Origin of the sequence: Enterobacter sp. JS8-1, assembly GCF_049187015.1 — a bacterium.
Classification (GTDB): Bacteria; Pseudomonadota; Gammaproteobacteria; order Enterobacterales; family Enterobacteriaceae; genus Enterobacter; species Enterobacter mori.
The window spans coordinates 1,053,035-1,076,666 of the sequence record NZ_CP185805.1 but is presented as its reverse complement, the minus strand read 5'-3'; the positions used below and the strand labels follow the sequence as shown (position 1 = coordinate 1,076,666).

Here is a 23,632-nt window from a genome sequence, read left to right as displayed (position 1 = left end):
CCCCGGCGAGAAACTACGGGCGATACACCTTCACATTGGCAAAGCCCTGCTCGCGCAGATACAGCGCCTGCAGGCGGCTCATCACCCCGCGCTCACACCACAGCAGATACGTTTTGCTCTGGTCGAGATCGCCAAACTTGGTGCTCAGCTTGTAGAACGGCAGAGAAACCACGTCCACGCCTTCAACTTTCAGCGGCTTGTCATCCTGCTCGTCGATAGAGCGGATATCCAGAATCGCATCGTTAGCACCGAAACCGCTCACGGTTTCAACTTCAACCACTTCCTGCTCGGTCTGCTGGGCAATCTCGCGGATATCAATGTTGGACGCTTCCGCCACCACTTTTTCCAGAATGCCGAAATCGAAGTGCTCTTCTTCCGCTTCGATCTTCGCCTTCACCGCTTTCACGGTTGGGCTTTTTGAGATCACGCCGCAGTATTCCGGCATGGTGCGGGCAAAATCTTCGGTGCCGATTTCGCGCGCCAGATCGATGATGTGCTCTTTGTCGTGGGAGATCAGCGGACGCAGGATCAGCGTATCAGACACGTTGTCGATCAGGCGCAGGTTGGTCAGCGTCTGGCTGGAAACCTGGCCCAGCGCTTCACCGGTCACCAGCGCCTGCACGCCGTAGCGTTCAGCCACTTTAGACGCCGCACGTACCATCATGCGCTTCAGCACCACGCCCATCTGGCCGTCGTCCACTTTTTCGAGGATTTCGCCGACCACGGGTTCGAAGTTGATCGCCACAAAACGCACGCGGTGGGAGCTGCCGAAGCGGTTCCACAGGTAATGCGCCACCTGACGAACGCCGATTTCGTGCGCCGCGCCGCCCAGGTTGAAGAAACAATAGTGTACGCGACAGCCGCGACGCATCAGCATATAGCTGGAGACGCCGGAGTCGAAGCCGCCGGAGATCAGCGACAATACGTCTTCCTGAGTGCCGATTGGGAAGCCACCGATGCCTTCATAGCGCCCTTTTACCAGCAGCAGGCGATCGTTTTCGATCTCCAGGTTCACGGTCACGTCTGGGTTGGTCAGACGCACGCGCGCCGTTTCGACGTGCTGGTTCAGACCGCCGCCCACGTAGCGTTCAACTTCAATAGAGCTAAACTCGTGCTTGCCGCGACGCTTCACGCGCACGCAGAAGGTTTTGCCTTCGATCTGATCGCGATACTGCACCAGCGCTTTTTCGAAGATGTCGTGCATAGAGGTGAAAGGGACGTCTTCCACTTCCAGAATATGGTGAATACCCGGAATACGGGTCAGCGCGTCGCGGATATCAAGACGTTTGTTTTCGTCTTTGGCGCGCACTTCCACGTGGTCCCAGTGACGCACCACGGCGAGGGTTTCGTCGTAGTGCTTTAATACGTTACGAATGTTCCCGGTGAGAATTTTAATAAAGCGCAAACGCACAGATTGGCTTTTGATGGTGATTTCAGGGAACAATTTAATGATAAACTTCATGGCGGCAATGTTTCTTAGGCAAGCGTATTAAGGCTTGTAATGGAAAATGATACAGCAGCCCACACCCGTGGCTGCATCCAGGCGCGCAAGTATACCACCATCGCGCCGCTCGCGTTATTTGATAATTGCCCCGAGTCCGTTACCATGATGGGGCGAAGAATATAAGAGTCAATTCACTATGCCGAAGAAGAACGACGCACCGGCCAGTTTTGAAACTGCGCTGAGTGAGCTGGAGCAGATAGTTACCCGTCTTGAGAGCGGCGATCTCCCGCTGGAAGACGCGCTCAACGAATTCGAACGTGGCGTGCAGCTGGCGCGCCAGGGGCAGGTTAAACTGCAGCAGGCCGAGCAGCGCGTGCAGATCCTGCTTTCCGACAGCGAAGACGCGAAAACCACGCCTTTCACACCGGACGCCGAGTAAATGGATTTTGCTAACGCGCTTCAGGCGCGCGTTGTTCGCGCCAATGATGCCCTGCGCCGTTTCATTGAACCGCAGCCTTTTCAGAACACTCCACTGGTTGAAGCCATGCACTATGGCGCACTCTTGGGTGGAAAGCGCCTGCGCCCGTTCCTGGTGTACGCCACGGGGAATATGTTCGGTATCAGCGATAACACGCTGGACGCCCCGGCAGCCGCCGTGGAGTGCATCCACGCCTATTCGCTGATCCACGACGATCTCCCGGCCATGGACGACGACGATCTGCGTCGCGGTCAGCCAACCTGCCACATTAAGTTTGGCGAGGCGAATGCCATTCTGGCGGGGGATGCTCTTCAAACGCTGGCATTCTCGATTTTAAGCGATGCACCGATGGCGGAAGTGGCCGATCGCGACCGTCTGGCGATGGTCTCCGAACTGGCAATGGCCAGCGGCGTCGCCGGGATGTGCGGCGGTCAGGCACTGGATTTAGAGGCGGAAGGTCGTCAGGTTAATCTGGAACAGCTGGAGCGCATTCATCGCCATAAGACGGGTGCGCTCATTCGTGCAGCCGTTCGCCTGGGCGCGCTGAGCGCGGGTGAACACGGGCGCAAAGCCCTGCCGATTCTGGACAGATACGCAGAAAGTATCGGTCTGGCATTCCAGGTTCAGGATGACATTCTGGATGTGGTGGGCGATACTGCAACATTGGGTAAACGTCAGGGTGCGGACCAGCAGCTTGGCAAAAGTACCTACCCCGCCCTGCTGGGTCTTGAGCAAGCCCAACGTAAAGCCCGGGACCTGATAGAGGATGCCCGCCAGTCGCTGAATCAGCTGGCCGCGCAATCGCTGGATACCTCGGCACTGGAAGCGCTAGCGGACTACATAATCCAGCGTGATAAATAAACAACCTATCTCGATGAGCCTTTGATGAGTTTTGATATTGCCAAATACCCGACACTGGCGTTAGTTGACTCCACCCAGGAGTTACGCCTGTTGCCGAAAGAGAGCCTGCCGAAGCTGTGCGACGAACTGCGTCGCTACCTGCTCGACAGCGTTAGCCGCTCCAGCGGCCATTTCGCCTCCGGGCTTGGCACGGTTGAGCTGACCGTGGCGCTGCATTACGTCTATAACACGCCGTTCGATCAGCTCATCTGGGATGTAGGCCACCAGGCCTATCCGCACAAAATTCTGACCGGTCGTCGTGATAAAATTGGCACTATTCGCCAGAAAGGCGGCCTGCACCCGTTCCCGTGGCGCGGCGAGAGCGAGTATGACGTGCTGAGCGTCGGTCACTCCTCTACCTCCATTTCAGCGGGTATCGGTATTGCCGTTGCCGCAGAAAAAGAGAACAAACAGCGCCGTACCGTCTGCGTGATTGGCGACGGGGCGATCACTGCGGGTATGGCCTTCGAGGCAATGAACCACGCGGGTGATATCAAGCCGGACATGTTGGTTATCCTTAACGATAACGAAATGTCGATCTCCGAGAACGTGGGTGCGCTGAATAACCATCTGGCACAGCTGCTTTCCGGCAAGCTTTACTCCTCGCTGCGCGAAGGCGGCAAAAAAGTCTTTTCCGGCGTACCGCCGATTAAAGAGCTGCTCAAGCGTACCGAAGAACACATCAAAGGCATGGTGGTGCCGGGCACGCTGTTCGAAGAGCTGGGCTTTAACTACATCGGCCCGGTTGACGGCCACGACGTACTGGGGCTGGTGACCACGCTCAAGAACATGCGCGACCTGAAAGGCCCGCAGTTCCTGCACATCATGACCAAAAAAGGGCGTGGCTACGAACCGGCGGAAAAAGATCCGATCACCTTCCACGCGGTGCCGAAGTTTGACCATACCAGCGGCTGTCTGCCAAAAAGCAGCGGCGGTATGCCGAGCTATTCGAAAATCTTCGGCGACTGGCTGTGTGAAACCGCGGCCAAAGACAACAAGCTGATGGCTGTGACGCCCGCCATGCGTGAAGGCTCCGGCATGGTCGAGTTTTCCAAAAAATACCCTGACCAGTATTTTGACGTCGCCATCGCCGAGCAACATGCGGTGACGTTTGCGGCGGGTCTGGCGATCGGTGGCTACAAGCCGGTGGTGGCAATTTACTCCACCTTCCTGCAACGCGCCTACGATCAGGTTATTCACGACGTTGCCATCCAGAAGCTGCCGGTGCTGTTTGCTATCGACCGCGCGGGCATCGTGGGTGCCGACGGTCAGACGCACCAGGGCGCATTTGATCTCTCTTTCCTGCGCTGCATCCCGGACATGGTGATCATGACGCCGAGCGACGAGAACGAATGTCGCCAGATGCTGTTTACCGGTTACCACTATCAGGACGGTCCGAGCGCGGTTCGCTACCCGCGCGGCAATGCCCTGGGCGTTGAACTTCAGCCGCTGGAAAAACTGGCTATCGGTAAAGGCCTGGTGAAGCGTCGCGGTGAGAAAGTGGCGATCCTGAACTTCGGCACACTGATGCCGGAAGCGTCAAAAGTAGCCGAAACGCTGAATGCCACGCTGGTGGATATGCGCTTCGTTAAGCCGCTCGATGAGTCCCTGATCCTGAGCATGGCGGAAAACCACGACGTGCTGGTGACGCTGGAAGAAAACGCCATCATGGGCGGCGCGGGCAGCGGCGTAAACGAGGTGCTGATGGCAAACCGTAAAGCCGTTCCGGTGCTGAACCTCGGCCTGCCGGATCATTTCATTCCGCAAGGTACCCAGGACGAAGCCCGCGCGGCGATTGGTCTGGATGCCGCAGGTATCGAAGCCAAAATCCGCAGCTGGCTGGCATAACCCTTTCCCCTTTTCTGCTCCTGCTATGCTTAAACCTCATGTTTAAAACAGCAGGAGCGGAACCGTGCAATACACTACGTTAGGAAAAACGGACCTTAAGGTTTCCCGACTTTGCCTGGGCTGCATGACCTTTGGCGAGCCGGATCGGGGAAACCACGCCTGGACGCTGCCGGAAGAGAGCAGTCGTCCGATTATCAAACGCGCCATTGAAGGCGGCATTAACTTCTTTGACACCGCCAACAGCTACTCCGACGGCAGCAGCGAGGAGATCGTTGGCCGCGCTCTGCGCGACTTTTCCCGGCGGGATGAGATCGTCGTCGCTACCAAGGTTTATCACCAGACGGGCGATCTGCCCGAAGGCCTTTCTCGCGCGCAAATCCTTCGCTCCATTGATGACAGTCTCAGACGCCTGAACATGGATTACGTCGACCTGCTGCAGATCCACCGCTGGGATTACAACACCCCCATTGAAGAAACCCTTGAAGCGCTGAACGACGTGGTGAAAGCCGGTAAAGCACGCTACATCGGCGCGTCGTCTATGCACGCGTCGCAGTTTGCCCAGGCGCTGGATCTCCAGGCACAGCACGGCTGGGCACGCTTTGTCACCATGCAGGATCACTACAACCTGATCTATCGTGAAGAAGAGCGCGAGATGCTGCCGCTGTGCCATCAGGAGGGCGTGGCGGTGATCCCGTGGAGCCCGCTGGCGCGCGGTCGACTGACCCGTCCGTGGGGCGAAACCACAGCTCGCCTGGTATCGGATGAAGTGGGAAAAAATCTCTATGGCGGTACAGAAGCCAGCGATGCGCTGATTGCCGAGCGTCTGGCAGGCATTGCCGACGATACCGGTGCAACCCGCGCCCAGGTGGCGCTGGCCTGGCTGCTGAGCAAACGCGGGGTTGCGGCACCGATTATCGGCACGTCGCGGGAAGAACAGCTGGATGAGCTGCTGAATGCGGTGGACATTACGCTGACGCCGGAGCAGATTGCCGAGCTTGAGACGCCGTATCAGCAGCATCCGGTGGTGGGGTTTAAGTAAACACTTGCCGGGTGGCGGCTTCGCCTTACCCGGCTTACGATCGCACCCTATTTGTAGGCCGGGTAAGCGCAGCGCCACCCGACAATACAGAGCGCACAAACTTACGCGAAGTGATCGTACCCTTTCCAGTCTAGCGTCACCGGCGCACCTTCACGGACAAACTTCAGCCCTTCGCTCTCCGGCATAATCTGCCCGATGCAGGTAAATTTCGCGCCGAGATGCGCTAACGCCACGTCCAGCGTTCCGCGGTTCAGCTCCGGTACGGTGAAGCACAGCTCGTAGTCTTCACCCCCGGACAGCGCCCAGCGCAGCGCCTGCTCAGGTTCGACATGGCGAAGCAGTTGCTCCGACAGCGGGAACAGATCCAGGTCAACGCGTGCGCCCACGCCGCTGGCCTTCAGGATATGCCCGAGATCGGAGATCAGCCCGTCAGAGAGATCGATAGCCGAGCTTGCCCGCTCGCGCAGCGCCTGGCCGTGCAGAATACGCGGCGTTGGCCGCAGATGGCGCTTCACCAGATACGCCGCATCATCAGCATCTCCAACCGTTAAACGGCTCTGAAGGATCGCCAGCCCTGCCGCGCTGTCACCCGGCGTACCGGTCACGTAGATCCAGTCGCCTGGTTTTGCACCCGAGCGCTTCAGCGCGCGGCCGAGCGGCACATAGCCGTGGATCGCCAGCGTCATCGACAGCGGCCCGGCAGTGGTATCACCGCCAATCAACTGCATATCGTAATAATTCAGCTGTTCAAACAGCGTGTCGCTAAACGCTTCCAGCCAGGCTTCATCCACCTCTGGCAGCGTCAGAGCCAGCGTCAGCCAGGCAGGATCGGCACCCATTGCCGCCAGATCGCTAACGTTCACCGCCAGCGCTTTATACGCCAGATCGGCAGGATCGATATCGGGCAGGAAATGACGCCCGCACACCAGGGTGTCGGTGCTGATTGCCAGCGTCTGTTTTTCGGGAATATTGAGAAGTGCACAGTCATCGCCAATGCCGGTTTCAACATCAAGACGAGAGGTTCTGACACGGTCGAAATAACGGGCAATCAGGGAGAATTCGCCGCATGCCATACGTTATGCCTCAGCAAATAAAAGAAAAAACCGGAGCCGCACTGCCCGTCAGGCAATGCAGAACTCCGGTTTGCGGATCACTTTTTGTGGGGACGGATCGCAGGTGCTGCTTTATCAAGTACGCCGTTTACAAACTTGTGGCTGTCTTCAGCGCCGAAGGTTTTCGCCAGTTCGATCGCTTCGTTGATGGCCACTTTGTACGGCACATCATCACGTTTAGACAGCTCAAACAGCGCGATACGCAACACTGCTTTTTCCACCTGGCCCAGCTCTTCGAGCAGGCGAGACAGGTATGGCTTCATCAGGCCATCGAGATACGCGCTATTAGTCGCCACTCCCGACAGCAGTTCACGGAAGTACAGAACGTCAACATCTTTCACGTCCTGTTCTGACAGGAACTGGTATTCAACATCAGCGATGTCGTTCTGGGACAACTGCCAGGAGTAAAGCGCCTGAACGGCACATTCACGGGCGCGGCGACGAGCAGCAGGTTTCACGGAATTCCCCTTACAAAAAAATCAGGCCTTGATGGCTTTCAATACATTGATCATTTCAAGCGCGGTCAGTGCAGCTTCTGCACCTTTGTTACCGGCTTTGGTGCCAGCACGTTCGATGGCTTGTTCAATACTTTCGGTAGTCAGCACGCCGAATGCGACAGGAATTTCAGCATCCTGTGCAACGTGAGCCAGACCATTGCTTGCACCGCCTGCAACGTATTCGAAGTGCGCAGTGCCGCCACGAATAACAGTACCCAGCGCAATCACCGCATCGTATTTACCGGTTTTCGCCAGCGCGCCCGCCGCCAGTGGCAGTTCGTAAGCGCCTGGAACCCAAACAACGGTAATGTTGTCATCTTTAACCTGGCCGATACGTTTCAGGGCGTCAATCGCACCTTCCAGCAGGCTGTCGTTGATGAAGTTGTTGAAACGCGCAATGGTGATGGCGACGCGAGCGTCCGGGGTAGCTACAGCAGCTTCAATAATGTTCATACTCTTCCTTTACGGGTTCATTTGGCCCCGCAGGGGGGCGGATTTTATCATAATACTTTGCACACTGCTTCCCTATTTCGGGAGCAATTACGCTGTCGTTAAATGGAGGCAGACATCCGGACCCACCGGACGAATCTCGCTGAATCTGAGTTGTGGTGCGTCGGCCAGTTTTTCAAGGCCAGGCAGCACAAACAGGCCGCGCGCGTCGTGCCCTAACAGTTTAGGCGCAACGTAGACAATCAATTCATCCACCAGTCCGGCCTGTAAGAGCGCACCGGCAAGCGTTGGTCCCGCTTCTACCCAGATACTGTTCACCTGCTGCTTGCCGAGCAACATCATCAGCACGACTAAATCCAGATGACCGTTATGCTCCGGCACCATGATGCTGCGCACGCCTTCTGGCCATTCACGTGTATCTTCCTTCGTGCGGGCAATCCAGGTTTCACCTGGCTGCTGCACGATGCGGTGATCCGGCGTCACGCGGTTCTGGCTATCAATAATAATGCGCAGCGGCTGACGCAGGTTCTCCTGCGGGTAAAGCGCCTGGGTATCGGCACTCAGTTCGTCCCAGCGCACGGTCATGGCCGGATCGTCAGCCAAAACGGTTTCACTGCTGGTGAGGATAGCATGGCTTTGCGCACGCAGACGTTGCACATCGCGCCTTGCCTGCGGCGAGGTGATCCACTGGCTTTCGCCGTTTGCCATCGCCGTACGACCGTCCAGCGAGGCGCCCAGCTTGAGCTGAATGTACGGGAACCCGGTACGCATACGCTTCAGGAAGCCTTTGTTAATCGCTTCCGCGTCCTGCATCATCAGCCCATGGCTGACGTCAATGCCTTCCTGCTGAAGTCGATACAGACCGCGTCCAGCCACCTGCGGATTCGGATCCTGCATTGATGCAACAACGCGCGACACACCCGCTGCAATCAGCGCCTCACAGCACGGCGGCGTACGCCCGTGATGGCTGCAGGGCTCCAGCGTAACGTAGGCCGTGGCACCGCGCGCCTTCTCGCCCGCCATGCGCAAGGCATGCACCTCGGCGTGGGGCTCGCCCGCACGAAGGTGATAGCCTTCGCCCACGATCTCGCCCTCTTTGACAATAACGCACCCCACGTTCGGGTTCGGGTGGGTAGTAAAACGACCACGCTGCGCCAGCTTCATGGCTCGTGCCATGTACATCTCGTCCTGCATGGGCTTAATCCTGTAGGCGGGCGATCTCTTCGCCGAACTCTTTGATATCTTCGAAACTGCGGTAGACAGAGGCGAAGCGGATATAGGCGACTTTATCGAGCTTTTTCAGCTGTTCCATCACCAGGTTACCGATCATTTTGCTCGGCACCTCGCGCTCACCTAAGCCACGAAGATGAGACTTGATGTGGTTTAACGCCATTTCGACATCGTCTGCGCTGACGGGCCGTTTTTCGAGGGCTTTCAGCATTCCGCTGCGCAGCTTTTCTTCATTGAACGGCTCGCGCACGTCGTTACTTTTCACCACGCGCGGCATTACCAGCTCTGCAACTTCAAAGGTCGTGAAACGCTCGTTGCACACCAGACACTGTCGGCGACGGCGTACGGAAGACCCTTCGCCCACCAGGCGAGAGTCGATGACTTTGGTATCCACAGCGGAGCAGAATGGGCAATGCATACGGTATCCCTGTAATCCGGTTAACTGATTTTCATTTTACCCTGATCTGGCCTGACAACAAAGGAAGAGCTTTTTGAGACAAAGGATCTATGTCAGACACAATGAAGCTGGCTACCATAAGGGCAATCCGTTATTTCAAGGAAATAAACGCAATGACAAGACGTTACCTGAGAATTCTGCTGGTGGGGAGCCTCTTTACCCTTAGCGCCTGTGCACAGCAAACTGAAGTCCGCGAAATGAAACAAAGCGTGAACACGCTCAATGCGGCCATGGACAAGCTGAACAAAGAGACCGTGAAAATCACCCAGCAAAATGCGCTGAATGCGAAGTCCAGCAGCGGCGTTTATCTGCTGCCGGGTGCCAACACGCCTGCCCGCCTGAACAGCCAGATTGGCACGTTAAAGATGTCTCTGGTGAATGTTGCAGCGAATGCCGATGGTACTCGCGCAACATTACGCATTCAGGGTGAATCCAACGATCCGCTTCCCGCGTTCAGCGGCACCGTAGAGTGGGGCCAGATTCAGGGCACCACGGAAAGCTACCAGGAAGTGAACGTGAAGAACCAGCTCTTCACCGCCCCCGCCAGCACGCTGGCCCCGAGCGATGTTGATATCCCGCTACAGCTGAGTGGGCTCACCCCAGAACAGCTGGGCTTTATCCGCATTCACGACATTCAACCTGCCGCGCAATAACCTCCTCTTTTAGCGGAGTGAAATGTCACTCCGCTAACATTTACATTTCGTATGGATTGGCAACATAAATGTTTGCCGTTACAATCCCGGCCGTTTAAAGTACGCAAACGTGAACGCAATCGATTACGCATGTGAGAGATATGTGAAACAACACATATTTTTGTGAGCAAGGATTCCTATAATAGGCTCCGCAGAAACACGAAATATTTTGATACGCAAATCGCGCATTTTTCACTCCCGGAAGGGAATTTCAATCAGTGGCATGATTATGAAAAAAACATTACTCGCAGCCGGTGCTGTACTGGCACTCTCCTCCTCTTTCACTGTTAACGCAGCGGAAAACGATAAACCACAATACCTTTCCGACTGGTGGCACCAGAGCGTTAACGTGGTTGGCAGCTACCACACCCGTTTCGGACCTCAGATCCGCAACGATACCTACCTGGAATACGAAGCGTTCGCCAAGAAAGACTGGTTTGATTTCTATGGTTATATGGATGCACCGGTCTTCTTCGGTGGTAACACCGACGCGAAAGGTATCTGGAACCACGGTTCCCCGCTGTTCATGGAGATCGAACCACGCTTCTCTATTGATAAGCTGACTGGCACCAGCCTGGCGTTTGGCCCGTTCAAAGAGTGGTACTTCGCAAACAACTATATCTACGACATGGGCCGTAACAAGTCCGGTCGTCAGAGCACCTGGTACATGGGTCTGGGTACGGACATCGATACCGGTCTGCCAATGAGCCTGTCCATGAACGTGTACGCGAAGTACCAGTGGCAGAACTACGGCGCCGCGAACGAAAACGAGTGGGACGGCTACCGTTTCAAAGTGAAATACTTTGTGCCAATCACCCAGCTGTGGGGCGGCAACCTGAGCTACATCGGCTTCACCAACTTTGACTGGGGCTCAGACCTGGGCGACAACGACTTCCGCGATCTGAACGGTAAGAAAGCGCGCACCAACGACTCCATCGCTTCCAGCCACATCCTGGCGCTGAACTACGATCACTGGCACTACTCTGTTGTTGCGCGTTACTGGCATAACGGTGGTCAGTGGAACGACGACGCGAGCCTGAACTTCGGTAACGGCGATTTCAGCGTCCGTTCTACCGGTTGGGGTGGTTACCTGGTTGTGGGTTACAACTTCTAACCTGTGCGAGATTGTGCGGGCTGGTGCCCTCACCCCTTCCCTCTCCCACGGGAGAGGGCGCAAACACAAAAAACGGCAACATCGTTGCCGTTTTGCTTTTACCTCGCCACCTGGCTTTTTACTGCTTCACCTTCCGCAAAAAATCCGCCAATGACCTGTCAGCACTCTCGCTAAACCGCCTCTCCGTCTGCACAATATTGAGGCATCGGTCGAGCCGGAAACAGCGGTAGTCATCGCGCCGCTCGCACCACGCAGCCAACAGCCAGTGCTCCCCCCAGAAGAACAGCCCAAGCGGCTGCACCTCACGCCAGGTTAACTGCCCGGCCTCATCACGGTAATGCAGCGCCAGCACGCGCTGCGCAGATATCGCCTGATGAATCACATCAAATCCGCTGCGGGAATGGGGCTGAAGCGCAATATCCGGCGCATATATACGCGTCTGCTCCGCCTTGCGTCGGCTCTCCTCGGGCAGGATCGCCAGCACCTTCTCCTGAGCCGACTCCAGCTCGCGAGACAACGACTCTCCGCCCCAGGTTTTCAGCAGGCGAATTGCCACCATCAGCGCCTCGGACTCTTTATTGGTCAGCATCAGCGGAGGCAGGTCAAAGCCCGACAGAAGCCGGTATCCGCTTCCCGCCTCTCCCTCTACCGGCACGCCAGAGAGCGACAGGTCGCGGATATCGCGATAAACCGTGCGCTCGGAGACGCCGAGCCTTTCCGCCAGATGCGCTGCCGTTGTCAGACGCCTGCCCCGCAGGATCTGCACAATCTGAAACAAACGGTCAGCGCGTCGGGTCATCGTCTCTTTTGCTCTCAGGCCGGTTGATGAAGGCCGACGCGATTACCTTCGCTGTCGGTGAACAAGGCAATGGTGCCAATGCCTCGCGGCAATTCCAGCGGACCAAAGACGCACGCACCGCCCGCAGAGGCAATGCGATCGAGCGTGGCTGCCAGATTGTCAGTATGCAGATAAATAATAGCGCCCTGCTGCGACGGCGTAATGCCGTCAAATTTCGCCAGCGCGCCGCCGGTTGCCGGGTCTTCGTGCGGGAAAATCGCCAGCTCTGCCACGTCCATTTTCTCGCGCTTCAGCGTAACCTGCATTACCGGTTCATAAAATTTGATGGCGCGATCCATATCGGCGACCGGAATTTCAAACCAGTTAATCACACTTTTCATACTTCCTCCTGCCTGTTGTTGGGTTCAGAAGGAGTCTACGACAGGGCTCCTGACAGCATACTGTCAGGAGTGTTTGTCAGGAGCAGATAAAAAAAATCCCGGCCAACAGACCGGGATTTCGATAACGCCTAAGACACTGTCTTACGGCAGAATTGACGGCTGATCCGCCCCTTCTTTTTCGACTTTCTGCTGGAGCAGGTGCTCGCGCTTCATGCCGAGTTTCAGTGCCAGTGCGGACGCGACGTAGATAGACGACGCCGTACCGATAGACACACCGATCAGCATGGTCAGCGAGAAGCCTTCCAGCACCGGACCACCGAAGAGATACAGCATCAGGATAACCATTAAGGTCGTTCCGGAGGTGATCAAGGTACGGTGCAGCGTCTGGGTCAACGACACGTTGAAGATTTCGTACGGCGTACCGCGACGGATCTTACGGAAGTTTTCACGAATACGGTCAGATACCACGATACTGTCGTTCAGTGAGTAACCGATAACGGACATCAGGGATGCCACAATCGTCAGGTCAATCTCAATATGGAACAGAGACAGTACGCCCATGGTGATCACCACGTCGTGCGCCAGCGCGATAACCACACCTGCCGCCAGTCGCCACTCGAAGCGGAAGCCAACGTAGATCAGGATGGAAATCAGCGCCACCATCAGCGCCATCGCGCCGGTTTGCGCCAGGTCCGCACCCACGCTCGGGCCAACGAACTCAATACGCTTCACCGCCGCATTCTGGCTGGTCGATTCGTTGATAACGTTCAGAACCTTGCTACCCAGTTCCTGGCTGCCGTTGGCGTCGTGTACCGGAGGCATACGCACCATGATGTCGCGGCTGCTGCCGAAGTTCTGCAGCAGCGGCTCTTCAAAGCCTGCTTTCTGCAGCGATTCGCGCATCTGGTCCATATCGACCGGTTTTTCCAGGGAAATCTCAATTACCGTACCACCGGTAAAATCGAGACCCCAGTTAAAGCCTTTCACGCCCATAATGACGATGGACAGAATCAGCAGAAAACCTGAAATGCCGAAGGCCCAGTAGTCCCAGCGCATAAAGTCCCAGACTTTACGGCCGTGGTTCAATTGTTCAACAGTATATTCCTGTGCCACAACGCACTCCTCAGATAGACAGCTTTTTGACGCGCTTGCCGCCGTACAGCAGGTTCACGATGGCACGGGTGCCGACAATAGCGGTAAACATCGACGTTGCAACACCGATACCGGTTGTAATTGCAAAGCCTTTGATCGCGCCAGTACCCACTGCATACAGGATAAGAACCTTAATCAGTGTTGTTACGTTCGCATCGAAGATGGAGCTGAACGCCCCTTTATAGCCTTCTTCAATCGCCTGCTGCACAGAACGACCGTTGCTCAACTCTTCTTTGATACGTTCGTTTATCAGTACGTTGGCGTCGACCGCCACCGCAAGAGTCAGAACGATACCCGCAATACCCGGCATGGTCAGCGTTGCCCCAGGGAGCAGAGACATAATGCCGATGATCATCACCAGGTTTGCCAGCAGCGCGGACGTCGCGATCAGACCAAACTTCTTGTAGAAGAAGATCATGAAGAGAATAGAGACCACCAGACCGGCCAGACACGCTTCCAGACCCTGTTTGATGTTCTGCATACCCAGGGTTGGACCAATGGTACGCTCTTCAACAATCTGAATTGGCGCAATCAGCGCACCGGCACGCAGCAGCAGTGACAGCTGGCGAGCTTCGTTCGGGTTGTTGATACCGGTGATACGGAAGCTGTTACCCAGGCGAGACTGGATGTTGGCGATGTTAATCACCTCTTCCTCTTTCACCAGCACGGCACGACCGTTGGCGTCTTTCTTACCGCTGTCTTTGTACTCCACGAACAGGGTCGCCATCGGTTTACCGATGTTGTCCTTGGTGAAGTTAGACATGATATTACCACCCGCGCTATCCAGCGAGATGTTAACCTGCGGCTGGTTGTATTCATCCTGGCTTGAAGTGGAGTCGGTGATATGGTCACCGGTCAGGATCACGCGTTTGTACAGCACAACCGGCTGACCTTCGCGGGTCTCTTTCACTTCGGAGTCGCCAGGGATACGGCCAGAGGCAGCAGCAGACTGATCGACGTTGGAGTTAACCAGGCGGAATTCCAGGGTTGCAGTCGCACCCAGAATCTCTTTCGCACGCGCGGTATCCTGGATACCCGGCAGTTCCACCACGATACGGTCAGCACCCTGACGCTGTACCAGCGGCTCGGCCACGCCCAGTTGGTTTACACGGTTACGCAGAATGTTGATGTTCTGCTGAACGGCATATTCACGCGCTTCGCTCAGACGCGCATCCGTCATTACCGCACGCAGCTGGTTGCTGCCCTGAGAGGTGATGACCAGATCGCGGTGACGTTGAGACAGGTAAGTTACAGCCTGGTCGCGTGCCGCGCTGTCGCGGAACGTGATGCTCATGCCGTAGTTATCTTCTTTACGCACGGTAGTGTACGCAATGCCTTTCTCACGCAGATCGCTGCGCAGGCTGTCGATGTTCTGTTCCTGCAGCTTGCCAAGCGCGGTATCCATATCCACTTCCATCAGGAAGTGAACGCCGCCACGCAGGTCAAGACCGAGTTTCATTGGCTCTGCGTTCAGCGCAGCCAGCCAACGCGGGGTTGCAGGAGCAAGGTTAAGCGCCACGACATACTTATCACCCAGCACGCCCATCAGCGCTTCACGGGCGCGGAGCTGCGTGTCGGTGGTGTCGAAGCGAGCAAGAATTGCGCCCTCTTCCAGTGCCACAGACTTAGCGGTAATTTTTTCTTCTTGTAACGTTTTCTGGACCTGGATCAGCGTTTGCTCACTGGCGGCGACACCGCGCGCGCCAGTGATTTGAACGGCCGGATCCTCACCATACAGGTTGGGAAGCGCGTACAGCAGGCCGACGATAATCACGACGACCAGCATGATGTACTTCCACAAAGGATAACGGTTTAACACGGCAGTTCCCTTTGGGAAAAGTTGGGATTACAGCGCCTTCATGGTGCCTTTCGGCAGAACGGCAGCTACGAAGTCACGTTTGATAACCACTTCAGTGGTGTCGTTCAGCGCGATTGCAATGTAGCCGCTTTCCGCTACTTTGGTCACACGACCAACCAGGCCACCGTTGGTAAGCACTTCATCGCCTTTCGCAATGGAGTTCATCAGATTTTTGTGCTCTTTGGTGCGCTTCTGCTGTGGACGCAGGATCATAAAGTAGAAGATCAGACCAAACACAACCAGCATCAGAATCAGAGACATCGGGCTGCCCTGCGCTGGAGCACCTGTTGCTGCTACCGCATCAGAAATAAAAAAGCTCATTCAAATTCCCTCATTATTAAAATTAATCAACGTTCAAAGGTGGGACATCCCGGCCCTGACGTTGGTAGAAATCGGTCACGAAGCTCTCTAATTTACCCTCTTCGATAGCCTTACGTAAACCAGCCATTAAGCGCTGATAATAACGAAGATTATGAATGGTATTGAGACGCGCGCCCAAAATCTCGTTACAACGATCGAGATGATGCAGATACGCGCGAGAATAATTGCGACAGGTATAGCAATCGCACTCGGAATCGAGCGGGCTGGTGTCACTCTTATGCTTCGCGTTACGGATTTTCACCACGCCATCGGTCACGAACAGATGGCCGTTACGCGCGTTGCGGGTTGGCATGACGCAGTCGAACATATCAATGCCGCGACGAACGCCTTCAACCAGGTCTTCTGGTTTACCCACACCCATCAGGTATCGTGGTTTATCCGCCGGGATTTGCGGGCAGACATGCTCCAGAATGCGGTGCATGTCTTCCTTCGGCTCACCCACAGCCAAACCGCCGACAGCGTAGCCATCAAAACCTATCTCTACCAGACCTTTAACGGAGATATCGCGTAAATCTTCGTAAACGCTGCCCTGGATGATGCCGAACAGCGCATTTTTGTTCTGTAAGGAGTCAAAACGGTCGCGGCTGCGCTGCGCCCAGCGCAGAGACATTTCCATGGAGCGCTTGGCGTAGTCCCAGTCCGCCGGGTACGGCGTACATTCGTCGAAGATCATTACGATGTCGGAGCCGAGATCGTACTGAATCTCCATCGATTTTTCGGGATCCAGGAAAATCGGATCGCCGTTGATTGGGTTACGGAAGTGAACGCCCTTTTCGGTGATCTTGCGGATATCGCCCAGGCTGAATACCTGGAAGCCGCCGGAGTCGGTCAGGATTGGGCCTTTCCATTGCATGAAGTCATGCAGGTCGCCGTGCAGCTTCATGATCTCCTGACCCGGACGCAGCCACAGGTGGAAGGTGTTACCGAGGATAATCTGTGCGCCAGTGGCTTCAACTTCTTCCGGCGTCATCCCTTTTACGGTGCCGTACGTGCCCACAGGCATAAACGCGGGGGTTTCCACCACGCCGCGATCAAACACCAGGCGACCGCGACGCGCGCGGCCATCGGTGGTATCGAGTTCAAATTTCATTTTTATTCCTCTGTGCCAGAAAAACAGTCCAACACATTATTCTGGTGCCGCGGACTTATTCCCCGACACGCTCATTCAAAGCCAGCGGATTGTACGTGATAAACATCGCGTCCCCGTAGCTAAAAAAGCGATATTTTTGTTCTACCGCAGACTTGTAGGCGTTCATCGTATGCTGATAACCGGCAAACGCGGAAACCAGCATAATCAGCGTCGATTCAGGCAGATGGAAGTTGGTCACCAGCGCATCGATCACTTTGTACTGATAGCCCGGGTAGATAAAGATCTGCGTATCGCCAAAGAACGGCTCGATAAGATCGCTTTTCGCGGCCTGCGCGGCGCTCTCAAGGGAACGCACGGAAGTTGTGCCCACAGCAATCACGCGGCTACCGCGGCCTTTCGCCGCCAGCACCGCATCCACAACCTCTTGCGGTACTTCGGCGTATTCAGAGTGCATGATGTGGTCTTCAATGCTGTCCACGCGCACTGGCTGGAAGGTGCCTGCACCGACGTGCAGCGTCACGAACGCCATCTCTACGCCCTTCGCGCGCAGTTTCTCCAGCAGCGGCTCATCAAAGTGCAGGCCCGCGGTTGGTGCGGCTACGGCACCCGGCTTCTGACTGTAGACGGTCTGATACAGCTCGCGGTCGGCCTCTTCGTCCGGACGCTCAATGTACGGCGGCAGCGGCATATGGCCGATGGCGTTCAGGATATCGAGCACCGTGCGCTCGTCGTCAAACGCTACCTCAAACAACGCATCGTGACGCGCGGTCATGGTCGCTTTGATGCTCTCGTCATCGCCCAGCAGCAGTTCAGCGCCCGGCTTCGGCGCTTTGGAGGCGCGAATATGTGCCAGAATACGTTTATCATCGAGCATACGTTCGACCAGCACTTCAATCTTGCCGCCGCTGGCTTTACGGCCAAACAGGCGTGCCGGGATCACGCGGGTATTGTTAAAGACCAGCAGATCGCCAGGGTTGAGCTTGTCGAGCAAATCGGTGAAAGTACCGTGCGTCAGCTCGCCCGTTGGCCCATCCAGTGACAGCAAACGACAGCTGCTGCGCTCAGGCATGGGATAGTGAGCAATCAGGGATTCAGGTAGTTCAAAGGAGAAATCGGCGACGCGCATGACGTATACTCGTGACTTAAAAACAGGCGGCATAGTCTAGTGCTCACACCCTTTTGCTGCAACAACTAGCCGCCCCCGGACAAATAAAACGCATGAATTTTCTCGCTCACCTGCATCTCGCACACCTCGCTGACAGCTCCCTTTCCGGCAATTTGCTGGCCGATTTTGTACGCGGCAACCCCGCAGAAGCGTATTCCCCTGAGGTTGTCGACGGAATTTTTATGCACCGCCGCATCGACGTACTGACCGATAACCTGCCGGAAGTGACGGAAGCCAAAGCGTGGTTTCGCCCTGAGACGCGCCGCGTTGCGCCGATCACGCTTGATGTGATGTGGGATCACTTTCTGTCGCGCCACTGGGAACAGCTTTCGCCGGAGATGCCGCTGCCCGAATTTGTGCGCTATGCCCACCAGCAGGTGTCGATTATTTTACCGGACTCACCGCCGCGCTTTGTGAATCTGAATAACTATCTGTGGTCGGAACGCTGGCTGGAGCGCTATCGCGAGATGGATTTCATCCAGAATGTGCTGAACGGGATGGCGAGCCGCCGCCCGCGTCTGGATGCGCTCCGCGACTCATGGTATGACCTGGACGAACATTACGATGCGCTGGAAACGCGTTTCTGGCAGTTTTACCCGCGCATGATGGCGCAGGCGAAAAACAAACAGCTCTAAATACACTTCATCCTTCAAGCTACCTCTGCGTTGGCTACATCTGCTCACCCCAGTCACTTACTTCAGTAAGCTCCCGGGGATTCCCAGACTTGCCGCCTTGATACAACTTGAATGATTTTGTGTATAAAAATGACATTGATAGGTAAAAGCTGGCGGAACGATTGTCACCACCTCTTTGTCTTATTCTCGAACACTCTCTATACTGGCCCGCGTTGCGTTCCAAATAACCTTAGTATCTACAGGAGAATCATATGGTTCTGGTAACTCGTCCGGCTCCGGATTTTACAGCTGCAGCAGTTCTGGGCAACGGTGAAATCGTTGAAAACTTCAACTTCAAACAGCACACCAACGGTAAAGCGACCGTTCTGTTCTTCTGGCCAATGGACTTCACTTTCGTTTGCCCGTCTGAGCTGATCGCGTTCGACAAACGTTATGAAGAATTCCAGAAGCGTGGCGTGGAAGTGGTTGGCGTCTCCTTCGACTCTGAATTTGTACACAACGCATGGCGTAACACCCCTGTCGAAAATGGCGGCATCGGTGCGGTGAAATACGCAATGGTTGCGGACATCAAACGCGAAATCCAGCAGGCTTACGGTATCGAACATCCGGACGCTGGCGTTGCCCTGCGTGGTTCTTTCCTGATCGACGCAAACGGCATCGTTCGTCACCAGGTTGTGAACGATCTGCCGCTGGGTCGTAACATCGACGAAATGCTGCGCATGGTTGACGCGCTGCAGTTCCACGAAGAGCACGGTGAAGTGTGCCCGGCTCAGTGGGAAAAAGGTAAAGAAGGCATGAACGCGTCTCCAGACGGCGTGGCTAAATACCTGTCCGAGAACGTATCCAGCCTGTAATCGGCACGGTTTACGACGAAGGCCCGCTTATGCGGGCCTTTTTTATGCCTTACGCTGCGTCTCTCGCCAGATGCGCCAGGCCATGCCCGCCAGCAGAATCACCCCCGCAATCAGCACGCCCCATACCAGCAGCGTGTTCATCCTGCTCTCCCGCTCGGCCGCAGAGGTGGCGGTCAGACGCCCCTCGCCGCCTAACGCGACATCATCACGAATGTCGGCCTGCGGCAGGTTCGCCATATCGTAGGTCTTGCGCAGATCGGCTGGGATCAGCATGCCGGGCTCCACGCTGGCAGGCTTCGCGGCGCCGTTGCCCCAGGCGAGGACGTACGGCGCTTTCCCCTGCGCGTTGAACACCAGATCGTAGCGGTCACGATGTCCCGTCACGCTCGGCAGGTATTCTGGCAGACGCGCGTTCAGCGTCGTGATTTTCACTGCCTGCACAAGCCCCCCGTGAAGCGAAACCGGTGGCGACGTTTTCCCCTCCAGACGGTACAGGACCTCTTTCTTCAGGGGGTGCCATGTGTCTTTTTCCGTACTCCGCCACGCGATTTCCACGGGAAGGACGCCATCGCCATTCAGTGAGATGCTGACAGCACTCAGGGGCTGCGGGCGCACCCAGCGCCACTGCGCTTCACTTGTCGATAGCATCTTCCCTTCCCCCTCAAGATTGACCGCTTCCGGGACCGCCTGAGCAGGTGCGCTAATTGCGTTTACGCCGGTCAGGGTTATCCCCTGGCTCTGCGCGTTCAGCACCACCATGAGATAGCGATTCGCATCGGGAGATAAAACCGTATCGGTATCAATCCGATCGAGCTTAAGACGATCCTGACCGCTGACGACGTCCAGCAAGGGCATATCCTCGCGCAGGGTATACCAGCGCTTAAGATCCTCGCTGTAATAGACCGACGCCGTTCCCTGCCACGGCGTCTGAGGGGAATTCCAGAGCAGCTGCAGCTGGGATAGGGCCATCTCCCCCGTCGCCTGCTCCGGCAGGGCCAGCAGATAATGTTGCCCGGCTGCGGCGGCTTTTTGCCCCTCCAGCACAATCTCAACGCCGCTTCCGGAACGAAGCAGGATCTTATCGCTATCACTACCGTCTCGCGCAGGCGCAAGCGGCGAGGCGTCCAGGGGAAAGAGGCGCAGCGCCGTAGATTGCACAGGCGCCTGTGGACGCGTCGCGGTGACCAGGCTGAAGGGAACCGGCTCGCCCGACTGATTAAAGACGCGGACATCGTGCAGATCCGGCGACGTGCTTTGCTCATAGACGGCCAGCGGCAGCATCACCCGATACCACCGGGAAGGAACAGACGTATCGAGTGAAAGACCAAAGGCATAGTCCCGGGGCGCTTCCGTTTGTCCTTCGTCGCAGAACGCCGGGCCGGAAAGCGCCAGCAGCGCGGTACAGGCTACCGCTTTCATCCATTTCATTTTTCATCTCCTGTTTTGGGCGGTAGCGGTGAGAAATACCCCACGATCAGAACCAGTATCGCCACGCCGATAAACGCCACCGCACGCGACAAACCGCCTCCGCCCGCGCTGTCCACCAGCATCAGTTTAACCATTACCACACCCAGCAGCGCGGCACCGCTAAGCCACTCCTGCCGGGAAGCCCGACGGGTGGCATGGATCATGACCACCAGCGCGCTCAGCATCCAGAACAGGGCAAAACTGGTCTGGATAAGCCGCGAATCCCACAGCGATGCCATATTCCAGGCCACATCACCGTACCAGGCCAGCGCGCGCATCAGCGCACCGTTCAGCCACCAGAAGCCAAACGCCATCATCGCGACGGCGGGCCACGGGCGGGCCTGCGAGAGCCACGCCGGGTAGTAGCGATCCACAGCCCGATAAAAGACCACCAGCCCCAGCAACGCGAACGCCGCGCCTTCCTCAAGCGGGTTTACTAGCGGCAGCCAGGTTTGACGATAGACCACACCGTCCTGGAAATTGGTCACCACCAGCAATACCAGCAGCGCCACAACCACGGGGATCGGTGCCAGGCAGGCATAGAGTGCAGGCCACTCCCGGAACGGCCACCCGCGACGCCTTACGGCTGCAGAGAGCCCCATAATCACCCCGCCGCCTGCAGCCATCGCTAATCCGCTGCCCCAGGCCGCCATGCCCCACGGCAACGACCGGGCAAACCAGAAAAGCTCAGCGGCCAGCGCCAGCAAAATCATCCAGAACAGCGACAAATGCAGCCCTATCGCGATGCGCGGCAGGAGTCTTTCTCCGTCGCGCCGCAACAGCATCAGCGCGGCAGGAAGCGCAACGCACCAGGCGAGATTCGACCAACCGGCGGCAACGATCTGCTGGTGCCAGAGCTGATACCCCACCATCAGCAGCATAACCGGCCACAGCAGCCATTTGCTGGCATCCAGCTCCCGCCACGCTAAACGCGCAGCCACCTGCCGCCATCCCCAGACCGACGCCGCCGTCAGCGCCAGCACGCCCGCCAGAATCGGTAATTCCTGCGTCATCACCAGCCCCGATGCGCCCAGGAGCGCCACGAGCCAGAACAGCAGCCCACCGGCCAGCAGCGCCCAACTGACCGGCATAAAGAGAGTCCGCCACAGCCAGGCCGCAGCCAGCCAGCAAAGGCTGAGGATGGTGAAGATCAGCAGCAGGCTCAGCGACGAAACGCCGTCCGTTTGCGCCCACAGCGCGCTGCCGAGCGCCAGTACCAGCAGCGCCGTCCCGCTATAGCTCATGCGACGCTGATGCTGCTGCACGCCCAGCCAGAGGATACCCAGCCCTTCCAGCGCCCAGGCCATCGCCGTCCAGCGCGCCGACAGCGCCAGCGGAATCGCGAGCGTCGCGAACCCGCCGCCGATGGCCAGCGCCGCCATCACCAGCGGTCGTCCGATGGCGGGATAGCGCCGCAGCGCAAGGAACGCGAGGGTAAGATAAAATGCGCCGTATCCCAGCGCGCTCATGGCCGGGCCATATTCCCAGTGCCGGGTCATGCCGTACTGCATTCCAAAACCGATCAGCGGCGGGGCAAACAGCAGCACGCCGTCAATAATTTGCTTCCCTTTCTCCTGCGCCCGCAGCGACAGCGCCACGCTCAGGACGCCGAATATCAGCGTATTGGCAATCAGGAACAGCTGGCAGACCCAGTAGTTTTCAGGCTGGTAGTCATTCAGCCCCCACAGGCCGCCCACGCCGAACGTAAACAGCAGCCCGAGCAGATTCAGCTCGCGCCAGTGCTGCCAGATGCTGATAACGAGAATGCCGATAGAAAGCAGAAGATAGAAAGAGAACAGCGCGACAAAGCTGCCGCCCCCGGTGGACAACAGCAGCGGCGCAAGATACCCGCCGAGGCTCGCCAGCATGGCGAGGCTCAGCGCCTTCTGCAGCACCGCCAGCCCGACGCTCGCGGCGCATATCACCACCAGAAGCGCAAAGGCCAGCGTCATCGGCAGCATTTGCCAGAGCCGGAATGCGCCAAACACCGTCAGGTAGAGCACGCCGGTTGCCCCGCCCTGGAGGATCAGCGCATAGACACGCTGCCTGTGCCGCAGCCGCCACCCAACCGCCAGCAGAACGATGGCAAACAGCGCCGTTGCCACGAGGCGCAGCTCAAGCGGGAACAGGGAATGTTCAACGGTATAGCGCAGCAGGAATGAAAGACCGAGGAAAAGCAGCAGGATCCCAAGCTTCGCCAGCGGATTACCCTGCATGAACCAGCGCACCAGCGACGTCAGTATGCCGCCAAAGGCAGAAGGCTGTTTTGCCGCAGGCGCCGGGGCTGGAGCGGGTTTTGCCACGGCAGCGGGAGTATCGGGGCGCCAGGGGTCGACAGCCGCGGGCGCGTCCTCAACCACCGGCGCGGTCACAGCCACCGGTGCGGTGGCTTGCACCGGCTCCGGCGCGCTTTCAGGCACGCCGCGCTGCTCAAGCGCCTCAATGCGCTGGCGTAGCCGGGCGATCTCCTGCCGCGCCGCCGTGCTGCGATTAAAGCCTATAACGGCCAGCACGGGTGCCACCACCAGCGCAAAAACCAGGAACAAACAGCCAAGGATGTAAAGCTCGTCCATGTTTCCACCTTCACCGT

The 23,632-nt window shown here is 57.1% G+C and carries 23 protein-coding genes; 8 read left to right on the top strand and 15 right to left on the bottom strand.

Annotation, left to right across the window (positions count from 1 at the left end):
* Window positions 1–13: 13 nt before the first annotated feature.
* On the bottom strand, window positions 14–1,462 hold the full coding sequence (thiI, locus tag ACOQH0_RS04995) for a tRNA uracil 4-sulfurtransferase ThiI (RefSeq protein ID WP_126816831.1): 1,449 nt from the start codon (window positions 1,460–1,462) through the stop codon (window positions 14–16).
* A 178-nt stretch (window positions 1,463–1,640) separates the two neighbouring features.
* Between thiI and xseB the strand changes: the two genes are divergently transcribed.
* The 4 genes from xseB (at window position 1,641) to ACOQH0_RS04975 (ending at window position 5,709) form a co-directional block, all read left to right on the top strand.
* Entirely contained in the window at window positions 1,641–1,883 is a 243-nt protein-coding gene (gene xseB / locus ACOQH0_RS04990) for an exodeoxyribonuclease VII small subunit (protein ID WP_003859094.1), read from the top strand.
* Window positions 1,884–2,783, top strand: a complete 900-nt coding sequence (gene ispA, locus ACOQH0_RS04985; protein WP_010428080.1) for a (2E,6E)-farnesyl diphosphate synthase — start codon at window positions 1,884–1,886, stop codon at window positions 2,781–2,783.
* A 24-nt stretch (window positions 2,784–2,807) separates the two neighbouring features.
* Window positions 2,808–4,670, top strand: a complete 1,863-nt coding sequence (gene dxs, locus ACOQH0_RS04980; RefSeq protein WP_421511664.1) for a 1-deoxy-D-xylulose-5-phosphate synthase — start codon at window positions 2,808–2,810, stop codon at window positions 4,668–4,670.
* 64 nt (window positions 4,671–4,734) lie between these two features.
* The gene (locus tag ACOQH0_RS04975) at window positions 4,735–5,709 is read left to right on the top strand and encodes an aldo/keto reductase (protein ID WP_089600900.1); all 975 of its coding nucleotides are present in this window, start codon (window positions 4,735–4,737) and stop codon (window positions 5,707–5,709) included.
* 101 nt (window positions 5,710–5,810) lie between these two features.
* Here the strand turns inward: ACOQH0_RS04975 and thiL are convergent, their stop codons facing one another.
* The 5 genes from thiL to nrdR form a co-directional block, all read right to left on the bottom strand.
* A complete protein-coding gene (gene thiL, locus ACOQH0_RS04970; RefSeq protein ID WP_256460026.1) occupies window positions 5,811–6,782 on the bottom strand; it encodes a thiamine-phosphate kinase in 972 nt (323 codons plus the stop codon).
* 77 nt (window positions 6,783–6,859) lie between these two features.
* On the bottom strand, window positions 6,860–7,279 hold the full coding sequence (gene nusB, locus ACOQH0_RS04965; RefSeq protein WP_006809908.1) for a transcription antitermination factor NusB: 420 nt from the start codon (window positions 7,277–7,279) through the stop codon (window positions 6,860–6,862).
* 21 nt (window positions 7,280–7,300) lie between these two features.
* Window positions 7,301–7,771 carry a 6,7-dimethyl-8-ribityllumazine synthase gene (gene ribE / locus ACOQH0_RS04960; protein WP_006176874.1) on the bottom strand — a complete coding sequence of 157 codons (471 nt, stop codon included), beginning with the start codon at window positions 7,769–7,771 and terminating at the stop codon, window positions 7,301–7,303.
* Between the two features lie 87 nt (window positions 7,772–7,858).
* A complete protein-coding gene (gene ribD, locus ACOQH0_RS04955) occupies window positions 7,859–8,962 on the bottom strand; it encodes a bifunctional diaminohydroxyphosphoribosylaminopyrimidine deaminase/5-amino-6-(5-phosphoribosylamino)uracil reductase RibD (RefSeq protein WP_120159549.1) in 1,104 nt (367 codons plus the stop codon).
* Window positions 8,963–8,966: 4 nt separating this feature from the next.
* Window positions 8,967–9,416 (bottom strand): transcriptional regulator NrdR, encoded by a 450-nt coding sequence (nrdR, locus tag ACOQH0_RS04950; RefSeq protein WP_006176872.1) that lies wholly within the window; start codon window positions 9,414–9,416, stop codon window positions 8,967–8,969.
* 152 nt (window positions 9,417–9,568) lie between these two features.
* Between nrdR and ACOQH0_RS04945 the strand changes: the two genes are divergently transcribed.
* Together ACOQH0_RS04945 and ACOQH0_RS04940 are read left to right on the top strand one after the other, a co-directional pair.
* Window positions 9,569–10,108, top strand: a complete 540-nt coding sequence (locus ACOQH0_RS04945) for a DUF3251 domain-containing protein (protein WP_010428067.1) — start codon at window positions 9,569–9,571, stop codon at window positions 10,106–10,108.
* Between the two features lie 268 nt (window positions 10,109–10,376).
* Window positions 10,377–11,261 carry a nucleoside-specific channel-forming protein Tsx gene (locus ACOQH0_RS04940; RefSeq protein WP_010428066.1) on the top strand — a complete coding sequence of 295 codons (885 nt, stop codon included), beginning with the start codon at window positions 10,377–10,379 and terminating at the stop codon, window positions 11,259–11,261.
* 118 nt (window positions 11,262–11,379) lie between these two features.
* Here ACOQH0_RS04940 and ACOQH0_RS04935 read toward each other — a convergent pair whose 3' ends face one another.
* The 7 genes from ACOQH0_RS04935 to queA form a co-directional block, all read right to left on the bottom strand.
* A complete protein-coding gene (locus ACOQH0_RS04935) occupies window positions 11,380–12,060 on the bottom strand; it encodes a helix-turn-helix transcriptional regulator (RefSeq protein WP_089599270.1) in 681 nt (226 codons plus the stop codon).
* Between the two features lie 14 nt (window positions 12,061–12,074).
* On the bottom strand, window positions 12,075–12,440 hold the full coding sequence (locus ACOQH0_RS04930; protein ID WP_010428062.1) for a VOC family protein: 366 nt from the start codon (window positions 12,438–12,440) through the stop codon (window positions 12,075–12,077).
* A gap of 141 nt (window positions 12,441–12,581) precedes the next feature.
* Window positions 12,582–13,553 carry a protein translocase subunit SecF gene (gene secF, locus ACOQH0_RS04925; protein WP_042713670.1) on the bottom strand — a complete coding sequence of 324 codons (972 nt, stop codon included), beginning with the start codon at window positions 13,551–13,553 and terminating at the stop codon, window positions 12,582–12,584.
* 10 nt (window positions 13,554–13,563) lie between these two features.
* Entirely contained in the window at window positions 13,564–15,411 is a 1,848-nt protein-coding gene (secD, locus tag ACOQH0_RS04920; protein WP_126816837.1) for a protein translocase subunit SecD, read from the bottom strand.
* A 27-nt stretch (window positions 15,412–15,438) separates the two neighbouring features.
* Window positions 15,439–15,771 (bottom strand): preprotein translocase subunit YajC, encoded by a 333-nt coding sequence (gene yajC, locus ACOQH0_RS04915; RefSeq protein WP_003021544.1) that lies wholly within the window; start codon window positions 15,769–15,771, stop codon window positions 15,439–15,441.
* A gap of 22 nt (window positions 15,772–15,793) precedes the next feature.
* On the bottom strand, window positions 15,794–16,921 hold the full coding sequence (tgt, locus tag ACOQH0_RS04910) for a tRNA guanosine(34) transglycosylase Tgt (RefSeq protein ID WP_089599266.1): 1,128 nt from the start codon (window positions 16,919–16,921) through the stop codon (window positions 15,794–15,796).
* 55 nt (window positions 16,922–16,976) lie between these two features.
* The gene (gene queA / locus ACOQH0_RS04905) at window positions 16,977–18,047 is read right to left on the bottom strand and encodes a tRNA preQ1(34) S-adenosylmethionine ribosyltransferase-isomerase QueA (RefSeq protein ID WP_089599265.1); all 1,071 of its coding nucleotides are present in this window, start codon (window positions 18,045–18,047) and stop codon (window positions 16,977–16,979) included.
* Window positions 18,048–18,139: 92 nt separating this feature from the next.
* Between queA and acpH the strand changes: the two genes are divergently transcribed.
* Both acpH and ACOQH0_RS04895 read left to right on the top strand, forming a co-directional pair.
* Window positions 18,140–18,721: an ACP phosphodiesterase gene (acpH, locus tag ACOQH0_RS04900; protein WP_337280090.1), complete on the top strand. Its 582-nt coding sequence runs from the start codon at window positions 18,140–18,142 to the stop codon at window positions 18,719–18,721.
* A 251-nt stretch (window positions 18,722–18,972) separates the two neighbouring features.
* Window positions 18,973–19,575 carry a peroxiredoxin C gene (locus ACOQH0_RS04895; RefSeq protein WP_010428037.1) on the top strand — a complete coding sequence of 201 codons (603 nt, stop codon included), beginning with the start codon at window positions 18,973–18,975 and terminating at the stop codon, window positions 19,573–19,575.
* 42 nt (window positions 19,576–19,617) lie between these two features.
* Here ACOQH0_RS04895 and ACOQH0_RS04890 read toward each other — a convergent pair whose 3' ends face one another.
* Complete coding sequence (locus ACOQH0_RS04890) at window positions 19,618–21,003, bottom strand: DUF3999 family protein (protein WP_421511662.1); 1,386 nt, start codon at window positions 21,001–21,003, stop codon at window positions 19,618–19,620.
* Window positions 21,000–23,615: a DUF2339 domain-containing protein gene (locus ACOQH0_RS04885; RefSeq protein ID WP_421511660.1), complete on the bottom strand. Its 2,616-nt coding sequence runs from the start codon at window positions 23,613–23,615 to the stop codon at window positions 21,000–21,002. Before ACOQH0_RS04885 ends, ACOQH0_RS04890 begins: the two co-directional genes overlap by 4 nt.
* Window positions 23,616–23,632: the final 17 nt, after the last annotated feature.